Here is a 20,570-nt window from a genome sequence, read left to right as displayed (position 1 = left end):
GCGTAACGCGACAGAAAACCTCCGGCGAGAGGCTTAGGGCCAGAATAGTGCTTTTGGTGGGATTTCCAGAAGTTTCCTACGTGAGGACCCGATGCGCGCGCAGAACCCTCCGGAACAGACACGTTCTACGGACGCGGCTCAAATTCTCGAAGCACCTTTAAGAGGCTTGATCACGCGTTGCGAGCAGAGGTACATCAAGAGGCACGGGTCTTGGAGTAGGTTTGTGGGGATCACTCAGGGCCTGTCCCCGTTTCTTCTAACCAAAGGGCTCCCTCAAAGTCTGCCCTCGTTATCCTTCAGGTTGTTTTTTTACAAAGGCAGGAAATTTAACTCCCCTCATCTTCAGCATATCTATGACAGTATTCTTCCAACGTTGTGCTTCGGAGTCTGGTGGTACCTGACGGATTTCAACACTCATTGCCAAGTCGCGCAGGTCATACGTGTAGCCATGTTCCAACAGCCAAGCGACCACCTCAAAGTTTGACAACGCGGCAGCAGCAATGGCCGCCGATTTACCATATTCATCATGGTCATTAACGTCTGCTCCGGCGCCCACGATTAGCCTGACGTTCTGCAATCGTCCTTCCCGCGCAGCACGATCCAAAGGTTTCATGCTCCTTTTGAGCCCAGTCCCTTTAGCATCACCTCCGTAACGAAGTACTAATTCCAATAGCTCCAAACTATTTCCCCCCGCAAGGAGGGCCATGGGTGAGAGGCCTCTAAGCTTTTCAGACATTAGGTTGGGATTTGCACCAGCTTTCAATAACGCTTCGACACCTTTAACGTTACGAGCGTTAAGTGCCCAGATGAGCGGAGTCGTTCCATCACTGCCCACTGTATCTACATTGACTCCTTGGGCAGCCAGTCGATTCACATCACCGGCACGCCCCTCCATTGCGGCGTCGATCAGGGCGACAACCTCAGCATCCTCAAAAACCTGAGACATCGCATTGCCTCCAAGCCGCAAGGAGGCCTGAGCAAGTCCTATATTCATAAAAACAAACCACACTAATAGAACGATTCTTGATTTCACTATTGAGGTACTCATCGCACTAAACCACCAATCAAATGCGAAAACGGGGGCAGACCACGTTTTCTAAACTAAGACAGCAATCGCTGCCCCCCGGTCGACCTCGCGGAGCTCCCCGTCCGATTACTGCTTCAGTTTCCTCAAAAACGAGTCTGTCCCCGTTTCTCCCAGGCAGCGAACTACTTTCCCATACACAAAAAATCATAGGGGAGCGATTTTTATGAAATAAGCTCGAGTTTCAACAAGACGTTTTCGCACGTGACTCACATTAAAAATAAAATCTCCGCCTTCAGGGCGATAGCACGCTAGGACTTCCACCGTCTGTTGCAGAAAATCATCGTCCGGATAAGCATTATCAATCAACACTTCTAAACGATTTGCAGCTTCAATACTTGTATCGCCCCCATCAATAAAATCATCTAACAACGTCACAACATCTCTCACTTCCATATTAGTTCCCCTTTGATAAATTAAAGCGGAAATCCATTCCCACTTCCGGCTCAGGAAAAAAATCGTGCCGTAACGGTCAGCAATAGATGGTTCATATTTACTTTGACGATCTAGTTTCTCTTAATATTTATCAGATTCATCTCACTGTTCTGAAAAACAGTGACCACGTGCCGTTATCCATATCCGAAGGAGACGACAAGTAGGTTTCCGTCTCACGCCAAGGATTGCTTCTGTCGGCCAAAAAAAGTAGCAAGAGGCCATCACCGAAGCATAGCGGCTACCATTTTTTCGTCTAGAGGTCAGAGACTGTTTTTTCATCGCCCTCCCCTGGCACCCATACGAAAGTCGCTAACCAACAGACCCAACAAACCCCAACCAAAAGCCCCTATGGAACCCCCCCGCAAATAGCACAAGCTCACGCCCACACAAGCCCCCCAGCCGTGACTGCTACAGCGAAAGGACTCCCCACGCATCCCTCGTACGCATCACGTCGCGCTCAACCGAGTCCAGCCATGAACCTACCGAACCTCTTCAACAAAGCCCGAACCCGCACTCAAGGGACGGTCAGCGTGGCCTGCATTTCGGGTGAACTTGACCAAACGCTGGCCAACCTACGTATCACCCCAGTACTGATCACCGGTTTCGTCTCCCCTCACCTGGACATCGACCAGGTCGCCGCCAAGGTCAAGAAGCGCTTCGCCCACAGCACCATCAGCCTGTGCACGACCTCGGGTGAACTGTGCAACGCTGCGAACACGCTGTACTGCCAGACCGGCGAAACCTGGGATCGGGTAGTACTGCAGTTGTTTGACGCGAGTGTGATTGTGTCGGCCGAGGTGGTGATGGTGCCGCTGGAGTGCGAGGACATTCGCGGTGGCGACAAGCGCTTGGCCATGCGCGAGCGAATCACCCGATTGGTGAATAACATCAAGCAGGCGCAGGTGAGCACGCCTATCGATCATCGCGATACCTTGGCCTACGTGGTGTTCGATGGTCTTTCAGCTTCCGAGTCGTTCTTTATGGAAGCGCTGTATGAGTCTGGACGCTTCCCCTGCCTGTTCGTCGGTGGTTCGGCCGGGGGCAAGGCTGATTTCAAGAAGACCCTGATCAGTGATGGGCAGCGCAGTTATCAGAACCATGCGCAGATTGTCTTCCTGAAAACCGCGGCGGATGTGCGCTTCGGGGTGTTCAAGAGCCAGAACTTCCAACCGGCGGGACTGACGCTCAGCGTGCTGACCGCGTCGGTCGAAGACCGCACCATCGATCAGGTCATCGACAGCCGGGGCAATATCAAGAGCATGGTCCAGGCGCTGTGCGATGCATTCGAGTGCAGTGCCCAGGCATTGGAGAAGAAGCTGGCCGATTATTCATTTGCCATTCGCGTGGGCGAAGAATTGTTCGTGCGTTCCATTGCCCGCATCGACCATCAACAGCAGATCATCCAGCTGTTTTGCGACGTGGCGCCTGGCGAAGAGTTGGTGATGATCAAGCGCACGCCCCTGCGCGAGGCGACCCGGCTCGACTACGAGAAATTCCTCAAGGGCAAAGGCGGCCAACCGGTGGCGGCTATTCTCAACGACTGCATCCTGCGTCGGCTCAACAACAGCAGCGACCTGGGCAGCATGGCCGGTATTTTCGGGGATGTGCCGTTGGCTGGTTTCTCGACGTTCGGGGAAATTCTCGGTCTCAATCTGAACCAGACGCTTACGGCGATTTTCTTCTTCAGGGTCACCAAGGGCGCAGGTTTTGTCGATGAGTACGTCGATAACTTCATCGCCCACTATGGCGAGTTCAAGGCGTTTTTCCTGCGCCGCCAGATCAAGAAGTTGGCGGGGCTGAACCATGTGGTGGTCAAGCAGATCAAGGCGTTCAAGCTGAATGATTTCAGCAGCGCCTTGGATACCCGCGGCCTGGACCCGACTATCCTGCCGGTGTTCGACGGCCTGACGGACCTGGGCCAGGTATTGGCGCAGGCCAGCCAGCAACAGGCGCAGATGGCGACGCAGGTCAAGCATTACTCCGGCGAGCTGCACCTGTCGATGGATGACCTGACAGGCACGATCGACCGGCAACATAGCGTCGCCGAGCAGGCCGGCACGACCGTCGAGCAGCTGGCCACGCAAGCGGGGGAAGCGGTGGGCGGCGCCCGTGCGCTCGCCAGTTCGAGTTTGCGCATTCAGTCGATTGTCCAGGTCATCCAGCAAATCGCCGGTCAGCCCAACCTGTTGGCCCTCAACGCCGCCATCGAGGCCGCGCGGGCCGGTGAAATGGGCAGAGGGTTTGCGGTGGTGGCCGATGAGGTCCGCAAGCTGGCGGAGATCACACGTAAGAATGCGGCGGAATTCGGTGTGGACAGTGATCTGCTCTCGACAGAGATCCAAGGGGTCGCCCAGCAGATCGAAGACCAGTCCGTCGCTGTGAGCGCCTTGCGGGCGATGCTCGATGCCCTGGAAGACTCGAGCCGGACCACCGAAGGCACGGCGCAACGCACGAAAGCCATTGCGGATACCTTGACCGGGCTGACCCATGCCAATGCTTGAGATCGAATCGCCCAGACAATGAATCAAGGTTAGCGCCCGCCACAGTTCCCCTTGTGGAAGATTCCTTTGTGGGAGCGAGCTTGCTCGCGTTAGCGGTGGATCAGCTGGCATCAATGCTGACTGTGCCGCCGTCATCGCGAGCAAGCTCGCTCCCACAGTTTTTTGAGTCGCTCGCAGACATCACCATCCCCCTGAATCCCTTGTGGGATCTGGGGTGCTGCGGGTGTTACCGTCAGGGAATCAACATCTGCACCTGCCCCGGCACGACGATCTTGATCACCCCGGCCCAGCTGCACATCAAGGTGCTGTTGGCGTCGATGGCTGGCATGTTGCCCAGCAACAGGGTCGGGGCGCCGCCGGGGATCCACGGGGCGGCGGTGGCCGGGATGCAGGGCATGGGGGTCAGCACGCCCAGGGCCGCTGCGGTGGCGGCGGCCACGGTGGGGTTTGCCAGGCTCATGCACATGCCGAAGGGAGTGATGTTCACCAGCGGGATGTGATCCATGATGTTCGCCGCCGGCATCCCGCCGGTCAGCAGGCGATTGACCGGCAGCACATTGAGCACCGCCGGGGCTGCGCCGAAGCTGCATTGAAGGGTCGCGGTGCCACAGACTTGCGGGCATCCCATCGCGGTTGCTCCTTTGAAAGCGACAGACCCCAAAACCTTAGCTCGCCCCCATCCAACGCGCACGCCGCCATGCATCAAGCCCGCTGATTATCCGGCAACACGCTAACCTATAAGACCCTGGCGTGCTTGTGGCGCCTCCCACGCGCCATTAGATTAGCCAATGATCGATGGCCTCCAAAATAAGCAGAAGGGATAAGCATGGCGTTTACTGATCAGTCCACCCGCGTGCGCGACGGTGAAGAACTCGATGCCAACCTGATCGACCCGTACCTCAAGGCCCACATTCCCGGCCTGACCGGCCTGCCGAAGATCAGCCAGTTCCCCGGTGGCGCGTCGAACCTGACCTACCTGCTGGAGTACCCCGAACAGGAATTCGTCCTGCGCCGGCCGCCGTTCGGCCACAAGGCCAAGTCCGCCCATGACATGGGCCGTGAGTTCCGCATCCTCAACCAATTGCGCGATGCTTTCCCGTACTGCCCCAAAGCCTATGTGCACTGCACCGACGAGTCGGTGATGGGCGCCGAGTTCTACGTGATGGAGCGGGTCAAGGGCATTATCCTGCGCGCCGAGCTGCCGCCGGAGCTGGGTTTTGACGCCGAGCGCACCGAAGCGCTGTGCAAGAGCTTCATCGACCGCCTCGTCGAACTGCACCGCGTCGACTACAACGCTTGCGGCCTGGCCGACCTGGGCAAGCCCGAAGGCTACGTGGCCCGGCAGATCCGTGGCTGGAGCGATCGTTATGAAAAAGCCCTGACCCCTGACGCGCCGAAGTGGGAAGCGGTCAAGGCCTGGCTCAACGACAAGATGCCCGCCGACCACCCGACGTCGAGCATCGTCCACAACGACTACCGCTTCGACAACGTGATCCTCGACCCGGAAAATCCGATGCGGATCATCGGCGTGCTGGACTGGGAGCTGACCCCCCTTGGCGACCCGTTGATGGATTTGGGCAACAGCCTCGCCTACTGGATCGAGGCGGACGACCCGGCGCCGGTACAACTGTTGCGCCGCCAGCCCAGCCACGCGCCGGGCATGTTGACCCGCCGTGAGTGCGTTGATTACTACGCCGAGCGCGCAGGGATCCGCATCGACAACTTCGACTTCTACTACACCTACGGCCTGTTCCGCCTGGCCGGTATCGTCCAGCAGATCTACTACCGCTTCTTCCACGGCCAGACCCAGGACAAACGTTTCGCGCAGTTCGTTCAGATGAACAAATTGCTGGAGCAGATGAGCCTGCAGGTCATCGCTAAATCCACGCTCTGAGCGCCCTCATAACAAGGAAACAGCATGTCCAAGACCCAGTTGTTCGACCTCGACGGTAAAATCGCTTTCGTTTCCGGCGCCAGCCGCGGCATCGGCGAGGCCATCGCCAAACTGCTGGCCCAGCAAGGCGCCCATGTGATCGTGTCCAGCCGCAAGCTCGACGGTTGCCAGCACGTGGCCGATGCGATCATCGCCGCCGGCGGCAAGGCCACCGCCATCGCCTGCCACATCGGTGAAATGGAGCAGATCAGCCAGGTGTTCGCCGGCATCCGCGAACAGTTCGGGCGCCTGGACATCCTGGTGAACAACGCCGCCACCAACCCGCAGTTCTGCAACGTCCTGGACACCGACCTGGGTGCGTTCCAGAAAACCGTGGACGTGAACATCCGCGGCTACTTCTTCATGTCGGTGGAAGCCGGCAAGCTGATGCGCGAGAACGGCGGCGGCAGCATCATCAACGTGGCGTCGATCAACGGTATTTCGCCAGGGATCTTCCAGGGCATCTACTCGGTGACCAAGGCTGCGGTGATCAACATGACCAAGGTCTTCGCCAAGGAATGCGCGCAGTTCGGCATCCGCTGCAACGCCCTGTTGCCGGGCCTGACCGACACCAAGTTCGCCTCGGCACTGGTCAAGAACGACGCCATCCTGAAGACCGCCTTGGCGCAGATACCCCTCAAGCGCGTGGCCGACCCGAGCGAAATGGCCGGCGCGGTGCTGTACCTGGCCAGCGATGCGTCGAGCTACACCACGGGCGTGGCGTTGAATGTGGATGGTGGGTTCCTTTCCTGACAGCGGGCGCCATGAAAGACCTGTGAAATCCCCCTGTGGGAGCGAGCTTGCTCGCGATAGCGTCGTATCAGTCACACAAGTACTGCTGACCCACCGCTATCGCGAGCAGGCTCGCTCCCACAGGGATGTTTGTCAGCAATGAAATGAATATTTATTCCAATATTTGCAATTAGCGAATATTTATTCCATAAAGAGCCCTTCTGAAAATAAAAACTCAAAAGGGCTCTTTCTCATGCGTGAACTCGGCATCGGTCTGATTGGCACCGGCTTCATGGGCCGCGCCCATGCCTTGGCGTTCCACAATGCCAAGGCGGTGTTCGATCTCCCCTTGAACCTGAAACTGGCGGCGCTGGCCGACGCCGATCCGCAGCGAGCCCGGCAATGTGCCCAGAGCTGGGGGTTCGAGACGGCCCACAGCGACTGGCAACAGCTGATCGACGACCCGAAGGTTCACCTGGTCGCCATCACCACCCCCAACCACCTGCACTTCCCGATGGCCATGGCCGCGTTGGCGGCGGGCAAGCCGGTCTATTGTGAAAAGCCGTTGGCGGTGTCCCTGGAACAGGCCGGGCAGCTGCGCCAGGCGGCCAAGGCCGCCGGGGTGGTGACGCGAGTCGGCTACAACTACCAGCACAACCCGATGATTCAATGGGCGCGGGACATGATCCAACGCGGCGAACTGGGGCGGATCATCGGTTTCCAGGGTGAATTCAGCGAAGACTTCATGGCCGATCCGACCTCACCGTGGTCATGGCGCTGCGAAGCGAGCCATGCCGGTGGCGCGCTGGCGGACCTGGGCAGCCATTTGCTCGCCATGGCCCGGCACTTGTTGGGCGATGTCGAGGCCGTCTGTGCCGACAGCCAGACCGTGCACCACCAACGCCCTGCCAGCGCCGGCAATGCCGAACAGCGGGCCATCGCCGTGGATGACCACGTCCATGGGCTGCTGCGTTTCGCCAATGGCGCCCGGGGCACGGTGAGCAGCAGTTGGCTCAAGCACGGCTACAAGAATCACCTGAATTTCGAGATCAGCGGCACCCTTGGCACCCTGGCATTCGATCAGGAGCGGTTGAATGAACTTCGCCTGTGCCGCGCCGGCCAGCCCGGCTTCCAGCGTTTGCTGGCCGGCCCGGATCTGCCCGGCTATGCCGCGTTCAGCCCGGCTGCAGGGCACCAGTTGGGCTACAACGAATTGAAGACGTTGGAAGTGCAGGAACTGATCATGGCGCTGGCCGGCGAAGGCGCCGGCGGGACGGACTTTGACGAGGCCTGGGAAGTGGAACGGCTGGCGGCGGCGATTCGCATCGCGGCGCGGGAAGAACGTTGGGTGAAGGTGAGTGAGCTATAACCGCCCACCTCAGCGCAAACCCTGTGGCGAGGGAGCTTGCTCCCGCTGGGCCGTAGGAGCTGTCGAGTGCAACGAGGCTGCGATCTTGCCCCAGACACTTGAGCCTCAAGCGAAAGATCAAAAGATCGCAGCCTTCGGCAGCTCCTACACAACCCAGCGGGAGCAAGCTCCCTCGCCACAGGGTTCAACGCAGGGTTTGCAATTCAACTAGCCTTACTGCCAACGCCTTGGCCTGGCTCGCCACATCAGTCACCGCCGTGCTTTCCCACCACATCCCCCGCAGCGGCGGGCCCATGGCGAACAGGCGGCTGGCCGGTTCGCCTTGGGCATCCAGCACCGCACCATCAGCACGCGCGGCGCTGCCCAAAGCCAGCGGCCCCGGTTGGATCAATCCTCGAGCCAGCAACTGTTGCGGCAACGGTCGCGCAACACGACGCCAGTCATATTCAATGCCACTGGAGTTGATCAACGCGGCGCCCTGCACCACTTCCAATCCAGCCTCGCCCCGTCGACGAATATTGATCGCTTCCGATCCTTCGCCAGACGCGGCCAGCCCCTTGAACGACGCCGCCTGAATCCGCAACCGCCCTTCCCCATGCAGGCGCGCCACCAGCTCCGCGCTCAACGGTGGCGAGCGATGATGATGACTCTCCCACCACGGCCGCACATGCCGCACGAATTGCCGGCGCTGCACATCGCTGGCCTGGTTCCACAAGCGCCCGATGTGCGCGCGCACCGTGTCCAGCGGCGCCTGCCAGTCGATGCCCTGGGCTTGGGCCTGGCGGCATTGCTCGCGTAGAGCGCGCATCAACTGGCGTGGCGAACGCAGGCTGTGATCTTCGGCGAGGAAATCCACCCAGGCGGGTGGCTGGCGGCGCACATGGGGCAGCAGGCCATGGCGGGAAAACACTTCGATCGGCCCGCGATGGCCGGCCTGTTCCAGCGACACCACGGCATCGACCATGGTCAGACCCGAGCCGATGATCAGCACCGTGGACTGCGGATCGAGCTGGCGCATCGCAGCGACGTCCCAAGGGTCGAGGGCTGCAGCGTTCAAGCCGCTGGATTCGGTCTGCGGGGTGCGCGCCGCCGGGACCATGCCGGTGGCCAGCACTGCAAAACGGCCACGCAAGCGTTGGCCGTCATCCAGCGTCACCATCACGGCGTCGTCGGCAAGCCGCAGGTCCACGGCCTCCCCGCGCACGTGCTCGGCGGTCGAGCCATTTTGTGCGCCCAGCTCGCGAGCCTCGGCCAGGCGTTGCTGCACATAGAGGCCAAACATCCCCCGGGGTGGAAACAACTCGCTGATGGGCACGTGCTGCTGATCCGACTCGGGCCAGCCGCCGGCCTCGATGAAAGCGGTGAGCCATTGGGTCAGGTCATCGGCGTTGTCCGGGTCGACGCTCATGCGCGCCGCGTTGCCGTTCAAGGTGTGACCCAGTTCCACGGCACTGTAGGCCTCGCCCCGGCCCAGTTCGCTGCGCGGCTCGACAATCAGCATTTCGCGCCGGCCCGGCAGGCGCAGCAGTTGCGCGGCGAGCATGGCGCCGCTCAAGCCGCCACCGATGATCAGGATGTCGGCTTCGCGGATGAGGCCGCTCCCCTGTCGCTCCAGCGCTGTGTCCATACCGCTCTCCCCAGGCATCAAATCACCACGTTGCGTACGAATCTCACCGCCACCGGGCCATCGTTGCGATAGGCATGGGGCTGGTTGCTGGCGAACATGAAGAACTCACCAACGCCTATGCGGCGCTCTTCGCTGCCCAGCAGCAACGTCAGGCAGCCTTCGAATACATAAAGTTGTTCGCTCCATCCATCTGCGTCGCACTCGGAATGGTAGTGCTCGCCCGGCTCCAGCCGCCATTCCCAGAGTTCTACCTCACGGCTGGCGGTGGCCTTGGCGAGCAACACAGCTTTGCTGCCCGGGATCACACCGGCCCAGACCAGTTCGTTGATGCGGCTCGAGTCGCGGGCTTCGGGGGCTTGGATCAAGTCGCTGAAGGCGACATCGAGGGCTTCGGCGACCCGGTCCAGGGTCGTCAGGCTGACGTGCTTTTCGCCGGCCTCGATGGCCACCAGCATCCGCCGACTGACCCCCGACAGCTCGGCCAGCGCCGCCTGGCTGAGCTCGGCGGAATGCCGCAGACGACGGACGTTCTGGCTGACGTGTTGCAGGACGGAGGCCCGCTGGCCGGATTCTTTGTGCACTATATTGCTCACATGGCAGGGTTGCGCATTATACTGCCCAACTTCGGGCGCATTGTGCGTCCGCCTCAAGTGGCGCGCAAGGTCATGGCATCGGTGAATTCCCCCCACGCTTCCTCCCGTGTCTCAAGGTTCAGCAAGGCCGAATGCGTGCTGGTCCTGATTACGATGATCTGGGGCGGGACTTTCCTGTTGGTGCAGCACGCCATGACGGTCAGCGGGCCGATGTTTTTCGTCGGCCTGCGCTTCGCTGCCGCGGCCGCGTTTGTCGCGCTGTTCTCCTGGCGGCATCTGCGTGAACTGACGCTGTTCGAACTCAAGGCGGGGTGCTTCATCGGCGTGGCGATCATGCTCGGCTACGGTTTGCAGACCGTCGGCCTGCAAACCATTCCCAGCAGCCAGTCGGCGTTCATCACCGCCCTCTACGTGGCGTTCGTGCCCCTGTTGCAATGGCTGGTGCTAGGCCGGCGGCCAGGCTTGATGCCGAGCATCGGCATCATGCTGGCGTTCACTGGGCTGATGCTGGTGTCCGGTCCGGCCGGGGCCTCGCTGAACTTCAGCCCCGGTGAAATCGCTACGCTGATCAGCGCCATCGCGATTGCCGCCGAAATCATCCTGATCAGCGCCTATGCCGGCCAGGTCGATGTGCGCCGAGTGACCGTGGTGCAACTGGCGAGCACGGCGGTGCTGGCGTTCCTGATGGTGGTGCCGACCCAGGAAGCGATCCCGGATTTTTCCATGTTGCTGCTGGTCAGCGCCGTGGGCCTGGGGGCCGCCAGCGCAGCGATCCAGGTGGCGATGAACTGGGCACAGAAAAGCGTCTCGCCGACCCGCGCCACGCTGATCTATGCCGGTGAGCCGGTATGGGCCGGCATCGCCGGGCGCCTGGCGGGCGAGCGGCTGCCGGCGATCGCATTGTTCGGCGCGGCGCTGATCGTGGCGGCGGTGATTGTCAGTGAGCTCAAGACTCGCAGCAAAGGTGTTGTCGAAGTGGATGAGGGGCTTGAGCGCGAGCAGTGAGGCCGGTTACCGGCAGCGGTGATTGAACCTGTGGCGAGGGAGCTTGCTCCCGCTGGGTTGCGCAGCGCCCCCAAGGAAGCCGAATGCAATCAACCTGACACACCCGGGTGACTGGTCTCGGGGCTACTGCGTAGCCCAGCGGGAGCAAGCTCCCTCGCCACAGGGATAAGCGCGACATTGCGCAAGACCTCGCCCCAGCGGCTCCAATACGCGTGCTGATTCCTGAGCGGTGTCCGCTGACCCAAACACGCAAAGTCAGAAAACTCCACCTACCTTGTAGGATTCTGCGACACCCTCGCGGTTGGAGATCGGGAATACGCCACGTATGATCCCTCACAACCTTCCGCCGAATAGAAGCCTATGTCACTGATAGTTCTATTGCTTTTGCCCTTCATCGGCAGCTGTGTCGCGGCGCTGCTGCCGCATAACGCCCGTAACGCCGAATCACTGCTGGCCGGCCTCGTCGCCCTGGCCGGCACGGTTCAGGTGGCCTTGCTGTACCCGCAGATCGCCGACGGTGGCGTGATCACCGAGCGCTACACATGGCTGCCCAGCCTGGGCCTGGATTTCGTGCTGCGCCTGGACGGATTCGCTTGGCTGTTTTCGTTGCTGGTGCTGGGCATCGGCACGCTGGTGTCGCTGTACGCCCGCTACTACATGTCGCCGGACGACCCAGTGCCACGCTTCTTTGCCTTTTTCCTGGCGTTCATGGGCGCCATGCTCGGGTTGGTGATCTCCGGCAACCTGATCCAGATGGTGTTTTTCTGGGAACTGACCAGCCTGTTCTCGTTTCTGCTGATCGGCTACTGGCATCACCGTGCCGACGCCCGGCGCGGTGCGTATATGGCGTTGATGGTCACCGGTGCCGGTGGGCTTTGCCTGCTGGCCGGGGTGATGCTGCTCGGCCATGTGGTGGGCAGCTATGACCTGGACAAGGTCCTGGCCGCCGGCAACCTGATTCGTGACCACGCCCTCTATCCCATCCTGTTGCCGCTGATCCTGATCGGCGCATTGAGCAAAAGCGCTCAGTTCCCTTTTCATTTCTGGCTCCCCCACGCCATGGCCGCCCCCACGCCGGTGTCGGCGTACCTGCACTCGGCAACCATGGTCAAGGCCGGGGTGTTCCTGCTGGCGCGGTTATGGCCGTCGCTGTCGGGCAGTGAAGAATGGTTCTACATCGTCAGCGGCGCGGGGGCCTGTACGTTGTTGCTGGGCGCCTACTGCGCGATGTTCCAGAATGACCTCAAGGGCCTTTTGGCCTATTCCACCATCAGCCACCTCGGGCTGATCACCCTGCTGCTGGGCCTGAACAGTCCGCTGGCGGCCGTGGCGGCGGTGTTCCATATTCTCAACCACGCCACGTTCAAGGCGTCGCTGTTCATGGCCGCCGGGATCATCGACCACGAAAGCGGCACCCGGGACATTCGCAAGCTCAGCGGCCTGGTGCGGCTGATTCCGTTCACCGCGACCCTGGCGATGGTCGCCAGCGCGGCGATGGCCGGGGTGCCGCTGCTCAATGGTTTCCTGTCCAAGGAAATGTTCTTCGCCGAGACCGTATTTATTTCCGCCACGGCCTGGGTCGAGCTGGCGCTGCCGATCATCGCCACCATCGCCGGGACGTTCAGCGTCGCCTACTCCCTGCGCTTCACCGTGGACGTGTTCTTCGGCCCCACCGCCAGCGACCTGCCCCATACTCCCCACGAACCGCCACGCTGGATGCGCGCGCCAGGGGAGTTGCTGGTGTTCACCTGCCTGTTGGTGGGGATCTTTCCGGCCCAGGAGGTCGGCTCGTTGCTTGCCGCCGCCGCGTTGCCGGTGGTGGGCGGCACGCTGCCGGAATACAGCCTGGCGATCTGGCACGGCCTGAACGCGCCGATGATCATGAGCCTGGTGGCGATGTCCGGCGGCATCGTCCTGTACCTGTTGCTGCGCAAGCAATTGCGCCAAGGGCACATCAAGCACCCGCCGTTCATTGGCCGGCTCAGCGGCAAGCGCCTGTTCGAGCGCTGCCTGGTGTGGATGATGCGCCAGGGCCGGCGACTGGAGCGCAGGATCAGCACCCGGCGCCTGCAAGCCCAACTGTTTTTCCTGGTGCTGGCGGCAGTATTGGCCGGGCTGATTCCGATGTTGCACAGCACGCTGGTCTGGGGCGACCGCCCGAAGATTCCCGGTTCCATCGTCTTCGTGACCCTGTGGCTGCTGGCGATCGCCTGCGCCCTGGGCGCGGCCTGGCAGGCCAAGTATCACCGGCTCGCGGCCCTGACCATGGTCAGCGTCTGCGGCCTGATGACCTGCGTGACCTTCGTCTGGTTCTCCGCCCCTGACCTGGCCTTGACGCAACTGGTGGTGGAGGTGGTCACCACGGTGCTGATCCTGCTGGGCCTGCGCTGGCTGCCCCGGCGGATCGAGGACGTCTCGCCGCTGCCCAACAGCGAGCGGCGGGCACGTATTCGGCGCGTGCGGGACTTGCTGCTGTCCATCGCCGGCGGCGGCGGCATGGCGCTGCTGTCCTATGCGATGCTCACGCGGCAGACACCCAACGACATTTCGTCGTTCTACTTGAGCCGGGCCTTGCCCGAAGGCGGCGGCAGCAACGTGGTCAACGTGATGCTGGTGGATTTCCGGGGCTTCGACACCCTGGGGGAAATCACCGTGCTGGTGGCGGTGGCCCTCGCGGTGTTCGCCCTGTTGCGACGTTTCCGTCCACCGAAGGAAAGCATGCAGCTACCGGCGCAACAGCGCCTGCTGGCGCCGGACGTGGTCACCGACCTGGTCAACCCGCGCCATGCCAGCGATACCGCCCTGGGTTTCATGATGGTGCCGTCGGTGCTGGTGCGCCTGCTGCTGCCGATCGCCCTGGTGGTGTCGTTCTACTTGTTCATGCGCGGCCACAACCAACCCGGTGGCGGCTTCGTGGCCGGGCTGGTGATGTCTGTCGCGTTCATCCTCCAATACATGGTCGCCGGCACCCAATGGGTCGAGGCGCAAATGAGCCTGCGACCGCTGCGCTGGATGGGCACCGGGCTGTTGTTCGCCACGGCCACCGGCCTGGGGGCGATGGCCGTGGGGTATCCGTTCCTGACCACCCACACTTGGCATTTCGAACTGCCGCTGCTGGGGGATATCCACCTGGCCAGCGCGCTGTTCTTCGATATCGGCGTGTACGCGGTGGTGGTCGGTTCCACCCTGTTGATCCTCACCGCCCTGGCGCACCAGTCGGTCCGGGCCCATAAACCGGGCCTGCAACCCAAACCCGTCGCCGCCGTCAAAGGAGCCACCGCCTGATGGAAGAAGTCATCGCAATCGCAATCGGCGTATTGGCCGCCTCGGGTGTCTGGCTGGTGCTGCGGCCACGGACCTTCCAGGTGGTCATGGGCCTGTGCCTGCTGTCCTACGGCGTCAACCTGTTCATCTTCAGCATGGGCAGCCTGTTCATCGGCAAGGAGCCGATCATCAAGGACGGCGTGCCCCAGGACCTGCTGCACTACACCGACCCGCTGCCCCAGGCACTGGTGCTGACCGCCATCGTGATCAGCTTCGCCATGACCGCGCTATTCCTGGTGGTGCTGCTGGCCTCCCGGGGCCTGACCGGTACCGACCACGTGGACGGTCGGGAGCCCAAGGAATGATGTTGACGCCTCATCTGATCGCCGCGCCCATCCTGCTGCCGCTGCTGACCGCCGCGTTGATGCTGATGCTGGGGGAGAAGCACCGCCCGCTCAAGGCCCGGATCAATCTGTTGTCCAGCCTGCTGGGCCTGGGCATCGCCGTGCTGTTGCTGCGCTGGACCCAGGACCAGGCCCTGCCCGCGTCCATTGGTGTGTACCTGCCGGGCAACTGGCAGGCGCCGTTCGGCATCGTCCTGGTGGTCGATCGCCTGTCGGCGCTGATGCTGGTCCTGACCGGCATCATCGGCGTCAGCGCCCTGCTCTTCGCCATGGCCCGCTGGGACCGCGCCGGGGCCAGTTTCCATGCGTTGTTCCAGATCCAGCTGATGGGCCTCTACGGCGCCTTCCTGACCGCGGACCTGTTCAACCTGTTCGTGTTCTTCGAAGTGCTGCTGGCGGCTTCCTATGGCTTGATGCTGCACGGTTCGGGCCGGGCGCGGGTGTCCTCGGGCCTGCATTACATTTCCATCAACCTTTTGGCGTCGTCGTTATTCCTGATCGGCGCGGCGCTGATCTACGGTGTCACCGGCACATTGAACATGGCCGACCTGGCCCTGAAGATCCCGCTGGTGCCGGAGGCCGACCGCGGCCTGTTGCACGCCGGCGCCGGCATCCTCGCGGTGGCGTTCCTGGCCAAGGCCGGCATGTGGCCGCTGAACTTCTGGCTGGTGCCGGCCTACAGCGCCGCCAGCGCACCGGTGGCGGCGCTGTTTGCGATCATGACCAAGGTCGGCGTCTACACGATCCTGCGCCTGTGGACGCTGCTGTTCTCCGGCCAGGCCGGCGCCTCGGCGTATTTCGGCGCCGACTGGCTGGTCTACGGCGGCATGGCGACCATCGTCTGCGCCGCCATCGCGATTCTGGCGGCCCAACGCCTGGAGCGCATGGCCAGCCTGAGCATCCTGGTTTCGGCGGGGATCCTGTTGTCGGCCATCGGCTTCGCCCAACCGAATCTGGTGGGCGCGGCGCTGTTCTACCTGGTGAGCTCGACCCTGGCGCTCTGCGCGCTGTTCTTGCTGGCAGAGCTGATCGAACGTTCGCGCTCGGCCAATGAACTGTCCTTGGACGACGACTTCGACACTTTGCCGCGGCCGTTGGAATCCTTGCAGCCACCCAAGGGCATCAACCTGGACGACGAGCAGAAAGCCGTGGTCGGCCAAGTGATTCCCTGGACCATGGCCTTCCTCGGCTTGAGCTTTATCTTTTGCGCGCTGTTGATCATCGGCATGCCGCCGCTCTCGGGGTTCATCGGCAAGCTGAGCCTGCTGAGCGCCTTGCTCAATCCCCAAGGATTCGGCGCCAGTGCCGGGACGCCGATGTCGAACCAGGCGTGGGGCTTGTTGGCGCTGCTGATCCTGTCGGGGCTGGCCTCATTGATCGCCTTCTCGCGCCTGGGCATCCAACGCTTCTGGACACCTCAGGAACGTCCGTCACCGTTGCTGCGGCCGTTCGAATGTCTGCCGATCGTCGTACTGCTGGGCCTGGGCATCGCCCTGACCTTCAAGGCCGAGCCGTTGCTGCGCTATACCCAGTCGGCCGCCGACGCGCTGAACACCCCGGAACATTCCGTGATGTCGGTACTCGCCACCCGCGCCGTGCCCAACCCCGAAGCCCGTGCCGCGTTGCGGGAGGTGCAGCCATGAAGCGCCTGTTTCCCGCCCCGTGGTTGTCCCTGGCGTTGTGGCTGCGGTGGCTGGTACTGAACGTGTCGGTCAGCGCCGGCCATCTGCTGCTGGGCGCTGCATTGGGGTTCCTGGCCCCGTTGCTGATGCGCCCGTTGCGACCGCGGCCCATCCGTTTCCGCCGGCCGTGGGTGGTGTTGCGCCTGTTCCTGCTGGTGGGCCGCGACGTGCTGGTGTCCAACCTGGCGGTGGCCTGGGGGGTGCTGAACGCCGGGCGCCGGCCGCCTCGCTCGCGATTCATCAAGGTGCCGCTGGACCTGCGCGATGCCAACGGCCTGGCCGCGCTGTCGATGATCACCACGGTGGTTCCCGGGACCGTCTGGTCGGAACTGGCCCTGGATCGCAGCATCCTGTTGCTGCACGTGTTCGACCTGCCGGACGAGGCGTCATTCATCGCGCACTTCAAGGCCACCTACGAGCGCCCCTTGATGGAGATTTTCGAATGAGCCCGTTGCTGTCCAATGCGATCCTGTTGAGCCTGTTCCTGCTCTCCCTGGCGATGGTGTTGACCCTGTGGCGACTGTTCAAGGGCCCCTCGGCCCAGGATCGGGTACTGGCCCTGGATTACCTGTACATCGTGGCAATGCTGATGATGCTGGTGCTGGGCATCCGATATGCCAGTGACACCTATTTCGAGGCGGCGCTGCTGATCGCCCTGTTCGGCTTTGTCGGCTCGATTGCCCTGGCCAAGTTCCTGTTGCGTGGCGAGGTGATCGAATGACCGGCGAACTGTCGATGTGGGTGGAAATCCCGGTGGCGATCCTGATGGTGCTCAGCAGCTTCTTCGCCCTGGCCGGGGCGATCGGCCTGGTGCGCTTGAAGGATTATTTCCAGCGCATGCATCCACCAGCCCTGGCCTCCACATTGGGCGCCTGGTGCGTGGCATTGGCCTCGATCATCTACTTTTCGGCACTCAAGTCCGGGCCGGTGTTGCACGCCTGGCTGATTCCGATCCTGCTGTCGATCACGGTACCGGTGACCACCCTGCTGCTGGCCCGGGCGGCACTGTTCCGCAAGCGCATGGCGGGGGATGATGTGCCGGCCGAAGTGAGCAGCCGCCGTACCGACTGACAGACATCTCGCCGCTACAGCTTTTGTGGCGAGGGAGCTCGCTCCCGCTGGGGTGCGCAGCAGCCCCAAGACCTGTCACCTCGGTGTGTCAGGCTGACTTGTGTTCAGCTTTTTAGGAGGGCTGCGCCCTCCAGCGGGAGCAAGCTCCCTCGCCACAACGGCGTTCGCCGTTAGAGGCTCAGGCCCATGCCACCGTCAACAACCCAGCCCCGAGCACCACGCACAACGGCGAATAGATCCAGGTGTCGAGCCTGGCGAAGGTCGAGCCCTTGACCTCCTTGAAGAAACCCACCAGGTTCGACTCGCCAATGGCTCGGGCGAACATCATCAAGGCAATCGCGCTGATCAGCCACTGCAACGCCCGATGGGTGACCGGCTGGGCCAGCAGGCCGACCCGCAGGCACACCAACAGCGCAATCATCAGCAGCGCCAGGGCCACCAGCAATGTCAGCCAGCCCGAGGGGTCGAACGCCGGTCGTAACGCGTCCCCCTGCTTCACCGGCTCCTGGGGCACCACCGCCAGGGCCGCCCACCGCCCACCCAGGGCCCAATACAAATGAATCAAGCTGATGGGCGCAAACACTGCGACCAGCGACCGAGCCAATAAAAGCGTCATTCGCCAGCCTCCTGAAAAAGGTTGAACAATCATCCTAGCTCGAATTTGGCATTTCGCTGGACGGGCGCAGGTTGCCAGGTTTCAGCGAATGAGGACTTGCCCAGGATCAACTGTTCAATTGACTGACGCACTCGCTACAGACCGGCAGACACCTTGTCGGCGACGTCCTTGGGCAACCAGGCCTGCCAGACCTCAGGATGGGCCTTGAGGAACGCCTCGGCCGCTTCACGGGGTGGCGTGCGTTTCTCGCTCATGTCGGCCAGGGCCTTGTTCAACGGCTCGATGGGTAAGTCGACCTTGCTGAAGAACTCGGCAATGTCCGGGTATTGCTTCTGGAACGGTGCGGAGACGCCAATCGACAATTTCGAGGCCAGCGAGCGGGTCGGCTTCGGGTTGGGGTTGTCGGCGTCGGTCAGGGTTTTCCAGGCCTCGGCATCGAAAGGCGGCTCTTGCAACTGCACCAGCTTGAAGCGCCCGAGCAGCGGCGTGGGCGACCAGTAATAAAACAGGATCGGCTTGCCCCGGCGGATCGTCGAGCTGATTTCCGCATCCAGCGCCGCCCCCGAGCCGCTGCGAAAATTCACGTAGCTGTCGGACAGGCCATAGGCCTTGAGCTTCTGCTTGTTGACCACCTCGGAGGTCCAACCGATGGGGCTGTTGAGAAAGCGGCCCTTGTCGGGGCTTTCCGGGTCCTTGAACACATGTTTGTAGCGCGCCAGGTCTTCGACGCTGCGCAGGTCCGGCGCCAGGGGCTTGATGCCCTTGGCCGGGTCGCCCTTGATGACATACTCGGGCACCCACCAGCCTTCGGTCGCGCCTTTGACCGTATCGCCCAAGGCGACCACCTTGCCTTCGGCCTCGGCCTTGACCCATACCGGGCTGCGGCCGGCCCACTCCTCGCCGATCACCTGGATATCGTTATTGGCCAGGGCGGGTTCCAGGGTGATGGTGGTGCCGGGCAAGGTGTCGGTCTGCAATCCATAGCCCTTTTCGACGATGACCCGCAGGATATCGGTGATCAGGCTGCCGCTTTCCCAGTTCAAGTCGGCAAAGTGGATCGGCGCTGTGGCGGCCGACACCGGAACGGGTGAAACCAACACAGCGAAGGTGGCCCAGGCAGCCAGCCACTGTCGAACTCGTCTCATGCTTTGCACCTCGTGCCAGATAAACAGCAATCCCTGAACGGCCCTGCGTAACGAAACGCAAGCCCCTGAATAGTTCAGTCAATTGACTGTAGCCGAGGTTCCAGCGAGATCTTGCAAAACTGTCAGCGGTTTGGGTGCACAGGCGCCGAAACGGTCACTCACTGGCCTTGAAAGTGACCAGTTCGCCCTTGCGCCACTTGGCGGCCTTGGCGGTTACCGCTTTCAAGGTCTTGGTCAAGCCTTCCTGCAGCTGTTCGTTGGCCGCGAACACGGTCACTACGCTGTGGCCTTCCTTGAACAGGATGGCCTGGCCACCGGGAGTCGTGACGAAGGCGTAATCGCCAAGGCCATAGACCGTCAGCTTGATTTCGCGAAAGCGGATTTCAAACTTGCCGCCTTCGCGGCTGGGCAATACCGCCGCGCGAAAATGATCACCGACCTTGAGCTCCAGCCTGGGTTTGTCATCGACTACCAGGGCCGATTCGGTGTCGATTTCGGCAACATAAATACCTTCGGCGGTCTGCTCGGTGATGTAGACGAAACGTGACTGGAATTGTTTGACCAGTTTTGCCCGCAGGTCACCAAGTACAAATAACGCATGCATGTCGAGATTACTTACTGCCAAGGAAACATCCCCATCTTTGAAAAAGACCCGCCCCGCGCAAAGGACGGACCACGAGAACCCGTACCGACTGTAATGTCGTAATGGACCTGTCACTGAAATTCGAAATGAACGGCGCGCCCTGTCCCGGGCCGAGAGCAGACTAAAGGTTGCCGCTCTCGCCGTCTTTCCCGGGGAGTCGCCAGAGGCTGAAGGAAAACGCCACTCTGAGCTTCGGAAAAGATGGGACTACTAACTTTAGGGAAATTTCTCACTTAAAAAAGCATTTTTCTGACATCGAGCCCAAAAATAATTGCTTTAGATAGGCGCAACCGTCCACACGGCACTGCTGATTCTAGAGCAGCCCAAGGCGTGGAGACTACTCGAAGTCGCCGGCAATTCGTCGGTAAATCATGAAAAGGAATTCATAAAAGTCTATAATACACATCTCCGAGCCCCCGAGCCACGCAGCACTCTCGGATGCCGTGGTCTGCGTGAAAAAAAAACG

19 protein-coding genes and 1 pseudogene are annotated in these 20,570 nt (G+C 61.6%); 12 read left to right on the top strand and 8 right to left on the bottom strand.

What is annotated here, in order from left to right; genetic code table 11:
- Positions 1 to 289 precede the first annotated feature (289 nt).
- Entirely contained in the window at positions 290 to 1,048 is a 759-nt protein-coding gene (locus HGO40_RS15185) for an ankyrin repeat domain-containing protein (RefSeq protein ID WP_250963660.1), read from the bottom strand.
- 183 nt (positions 1,049 to 1,231) lie between these two features.
- Complete coding sequence (locus tag HGO40_RS15180; protein ID WP_250963659.1) at positions 1,232 to 1,480, bottom strand: hypothetical protein; 249 nt, start codon at positions 1,478 to 1,480, stop codon at positions 1,232 to 1,234.
- A 512-nt stretch (positions 1,481 to 1,992) separates the two neighbouring features.
- On the opposite strand from HGO40_RS15180, the pseudogene HGO40_RS30860 reads away from it, so the two are divergent.
- Positions 1,993 to 3,147, top strand: a pseudogene (locus HGO40_RS30860) (FIST signal transduction protein); the annotation flags it as partial.
- 327 nt (positions 3,148 to 3,474) lie between these two features.
- Entirely contained in the window at positions 3,475 to 4,020 is a 546-nt protein-coding gene (locus tag HGO40_RS30855) for a methyl-accepting chemotaxis protein (protein ID WP_502943295.1), read from the top strand.
- A 232-nt stretch (positions 4,021 to 4,252) separates the two neighbouring features.
- On the opposite strand, the gene HGO40_RS15170 is transcribed toward HGO40_RS30855, so the two are convergent.
- Complete coding sequence (locus HGO40_RS15170; RefSeq protein ID WP_250963657.1) at positions 4,253 to 4,648, bottom strand: DUF4280 domain-containing protein; 396 nt, start codon at positions 4,646 to 4,648, stop codon at positions 4,253 to 4,255.
- 198 nt (positions 4,649 to 4,846) lie between these two features.
- Between HGO40_RS15170 and HGO40_RS15165 the strand changes: the two genes are divergently transcribed.
- The 3 genes from HGO40_RS15165 (at position 4,847) to HGO40_RS15155 (ending at position 8,054) form a co-directional block, all read left to right on the top strand.
- Positions 4,847 to 5,914 (top strand): phosphotransferase family protein, encoded by a 1,068-nt coding sequence (locus HGO40_RS15165; protein WP_250963656.1) that lies wholly within the window; start codon positions 4,847 to 4,849, stop codon positions 5,912 to 5,914.
- A 24-nt stretch (positions 5,915 to 5,938) separates the two neighbouring features.
- The gene (locus HGO40_RS15160; RefSeq protein ID WP_003180553.1) at positions 5,939 to 6,706 is read left to right on the top strand and encodes an SDR family oxidoreductase; all 768 of its coding nucleotides are present in this window, start codon (positions 5,939 to 5,941) and stop codon (positions 6,704 to 6,706) included.
- A gap of 232 nt (positions 6,707 to 6,938) precedes the next feature.
- Positions 6,939 to 8,054, top strand: a complete 1,116-nt coding sequence (locus tag HGO40_RS15155; protein WP_250963655.1) for a Gfo/Idh/MocA family protein — start codon at positions 6,939 to 6,941, stop codon at positions 8,052 to 8,054.
- Positions 8,055 to 8,238: 184 nt separating this feature from the next.
- On the opposite strand, the gene HGO40_RS15150 is transcribed toward HGO40_RS15155, so the two are convergent.
- The gene (locus HGO40_RS15150) at positions 8,239 to 9,681 is read right to left on the bottom strand and encodes an FAD/NAD(P)-binding protein (protein ID WP_250963654.1); all 1,443 of its coding nucleotides are present in this window, start codon (positions 9,679 to 9,681) and stop codon (positions 8,239 to 8,241) included.
- 17 nt (positions 9,682 to 9,698) lie between these two features.
- Positions 9,699 to 10,262: a helix-turn-helix domain-containing protein gene (locus tag HGO40_RS15145; protein WP_250963653.1), complete on the bottom strand. Its 564-nt coding sequence runs from the start codon at positions 10,260 to 10,262 to the stop codon at positions 9,699 to 9,701.
- Here HGO40_RS15145 and HGO40_RS15140 point away from each other — a divergent pair.
- The 7 genes from HGO40_RS15140 to HGO40_RS15110 all read left to right on the top strand — a co-directional run bounded on the left by HGO40_RS15140 (position 10,257) and on the right by HGO40_RS15110 (position 17,700).
- Positions 10,257 to 11,279 carry a DMT family transporter gene (locus HGO40_RS15140; protein WP_250963652.1) on the top strand — a complete coding sequence of 341 codons (1,023 nt, stop codon included), beginning with the start codon at positions 10,257 to 10,259 and terminating at the stop codon, positions 11,277 to 11,279. The two genes, HGO40_RS15145 and HGO40_RS15140, sit on opposite strands and share 6 nt — an antisense overlap.
- Before the next feature lie 360 nt (positions 11,280 to 11,639).
- Positions 11,640 to 14,564: a monovalent cation/H+ antiporter subunit A gene (locus tag HGO40_RS15135; protein ID WP_250963651.1), complete on the top strand. Its 2,925-nt coding sequence runs from the start codon at positions 11,640 to 11,642 to the stop codon at positions 14,562 to 14,564.
- Positions 14,564 to 14,908: a Na+/H+ antiporter subunit C gene (locus HGO40_RS15130; protein WP_003202835.1), complete on the top strand. Its 345-nt coding sequence runs from the start codon at positions 14,564 to 14,566 to the stop codon at positions 14,906 to 14,908. The genes HGO40_RS15135 and HGO40_RS15130 overlap by 1 nt, the downstream gene beginning before the upstream one ends.
- Positions 14,905 to 16,590, top strand: a complete 1,686-nt coding sequence (locus HGO40_RS15125; protein ID WP_250963650.1) for a monovalent cation/H+ antiporter subunit D — start codon at positions 14,905 to 14,907, stop codon at positions 16,588 to 16,590. The genes HGO40_RS15130 and HGO40_RS15125 overlap by 4 nt, the downstream gene beginning before the upstream one ends.
- On the top strand, positions 16,587 to 17,075 hold the full coding sequence (locus HGO40_RS15120) for a Na+/H+ antiporter subunit E (RefSeq protein WP_250963649.1): 489 nt from the start codon (positions 16,587 to 16,589) through the stop codon (positions 17,073 to 17,075). Before HGO40_RS15125 ends, HGO40_RS15120 begins: the two co-directional genes overlap by 4 nt.
- Positions 17,072 to 17,350: a K+/H+ antiporter subunit F gene (locus tag HGO40_RS15115; protein WP_250963648.1), complete on the top strand. Its 279-nt coding sequence runs from the start codon at positions 17,072 to 17,074 to the stop codon at positions 17,348 to 17,350. Before HGO40_RS15120 ends, HGO40_RS15115 begins: the two co-directional genes overlap by 4 nt.
- Positions 17,347 to 17,700, top strand: a complete 354-nt coding sequence (locus HGO40_RS15110; RefSeq protein ID WP_250963647.1) for a Na+/H+ antiporter subunit G — start codon at positions 17,347 to 17,349, stop codon at positions 17,698 to 17,700. Before HGO40_RS15115 ends, HGO40_RS15110 begins: the two co-directional genes overlap by 4 nt.
- 178 nt (positions 17,701 to 17,878) lie before the next feature.
- On the opposite strand, the gene HGO40_RS15105 is transcribed toward HGO40_RS15110, so the two are convergent.
- From HGO40_RS15105 to HGO40_RS15095, 3 genes are all read right to left on the bottom strand, one after another.
- A complete protein-coding gene (locus HGO40_RS15105) occupies positions 17,879 to 18,316 on the bottom strand; it encodes a DUF3995 domain-containing protein (RefSeq protein ID WP_250963646.1) in 438 nt (145 codons plus the stop codon).
- 134 nt (positions 18,317 to 18,450) lie between these two features.
- The gene (locus tag HGO40_RS15100) at positions 18,451 to 19,461 is read right to left on the bottom strand and encodes an ABC transporter substrate-binding protein (RefSeq protein WP_250963645.1); all 1,011 of its coding nucleotides are present in this window, start codon (positions 19,459 to 19,461) and stop codon (positions 18,451 to 18,453) included.
- A gap of 154 nt (positions 19,462 to 19,615) precedes the next feature.
- On the bottom strand, positions 19,616 to 20,065 hold the full coding sequence (locus HGO40_RS15095) for a hypothetical protein (RefSeq protein ID WP_053122788.1): 450 nt from the start codon (positions 20,063 to 20,065) through the stop codon (positions 19,616 to 19,618).
- Between the last annotated feature and the right edge of the window lie 505 nt (positions 20,066 to 20,570).

The sequence above is a fragment of the Pseudomonas sp. CG7 genome (genome assembly GCF_023701885.1).
Taxonomy (GTDB): Bacteria; Pseudomonadota; Gammaproteobacteria; order Pseudomonadales; family Pseudomonadaceae; genus Aquipseudomonas; species Aquipseudomonas zanjanensis.
Note: the sequence above shows the minus strand (reverse complement) of the source record. Positions and strands in the feature narration are given on the sequence as shown.

Excerpts from the sequence above, each read along its gene's own strand:
- HGO40_RS15185 (WP_250963660.1), bottom strand. The coding sequence starts at position 1,048 with ATGAGTACCTCAATAGTGAAATCAAGAATCGTTCTATTAGTGTGGTTT.
- HGO40_RS15180 (WP_250963659.1), bottom strand. The coding sequence starts at position 1,480 with ATGGAAGTGAGAGATGTTGTGACGTTGTTAGATGATTTTATTGATGGG.
- HGO40_RS30855 (WP_502943295.1), top strand. The coding sequence starts at position 3,475 with ATGGCGACGCAGGTCAAGCATTACTCCGGCGAGCTGCACCTGTCGATG.
- HGO40_RS15170 (WP_250963657.1), bottom strand. The coding sequence starts at position 4,648 with ATGGGATGCCCGCAAGTCTGTGGCACCGCGACCCTTCAATGCAGCTTC.
- HGO40_RS15165 (WP_250963656.1), top strand. The coding sequence starts at position 4,847 with ATGGCGTTTACTGATCAGTCCACCCGCGTGCGCGACGGTGAAGAACTC.
- HGO40_RS15160 (WP_003180553.1), top strand. The coding sequence starts at position 5,939 with ATGTCCAAGACCCAGTTGTTCGACCTCGACGGTAAAATCGCTTTCGTT.
- HGO40_RS15155 (WP_250963655.1), top strand. The coding sequence starts at position 6,939 with ATGCGTGAACTCGGCATCGGTCTGATTGGCACCGGCTTCATGGGCCGC.
- HGO40_RS15150 (WP_250963654.1), bottom strand. The coding sequence starts at position 9,681 with ATGGACACAGCGCTGGAGCGACAGGGGAGCGGCCTCATCCGCGAAGCC.
- HGO40_RS15135 (WP_250963651.1), top strand. The coding sequence starts at position 11,640 with ATGTCACTGATAGTTCTATTGCTTTTGCCCTTCATCGGCAGCTGTGTC.
- HGO40_RS15130 (WP_003202835.1), top strand. The coding sequence starts at position 14,564 with ATGGAAGAAGTCATCGCAATCGCAATCGGCGTATTGGCCGCCTCGGGT.
- HGO40_RS15125 (WP_250963650.1), top strand. The coding sequence starts at position 14,905 with ATGATGTTGACGCCTCATCTGATCGCCGCGCCCATCCTGCTGCCGCTG.
- HGO40_RS15120 (WP_250963649.1), top strand. The coding sequence starts at position 16,587 with ATGAAGCGCCTGTTTCCCGCCCCGTGGTTGTCCCTGGCGTTGTGGCTG.
- HGO40_RS15115 (WP_250963648.1), top strand. The coding sequence starts at position 17,072 with ATGAGCCCGTTGCTGTCCAATGCGATCCTGTTGAGCCTGTTCCTGCTC.
- HGO40_RS15110 (WP_250963647.1), top strand. The coding sequence starts at position 17,347 with ATGACCGGCGAACTGTCGATGTGGGTGGAAATCCCGGTGGCGATCCTG.
- HGO40_RS15105 (WP_250963646.1), bottom strand. The coding sequence starts at position 18,316 with ATGACGCTTTTATTGGCTCGGTCGCTGGTCGCAGTGTTTGCGCCCATC.
- HGO40_RS15100 (WP_250963645.1), bottom strand. The coding sequence starts at position 19,461 with ATGAGACGAGTTCGACAGTGGCTGGCTGCCTGGGCCACCTTCGCTGTG.
- HGO40_RS15095 (WP_053122788.1), bottom strand. The coding sequence starts at position 20,065 with ATGCATGCGTTATTTGTACTTGGTGACCTGCGGGCAAAACTGGTCAAA.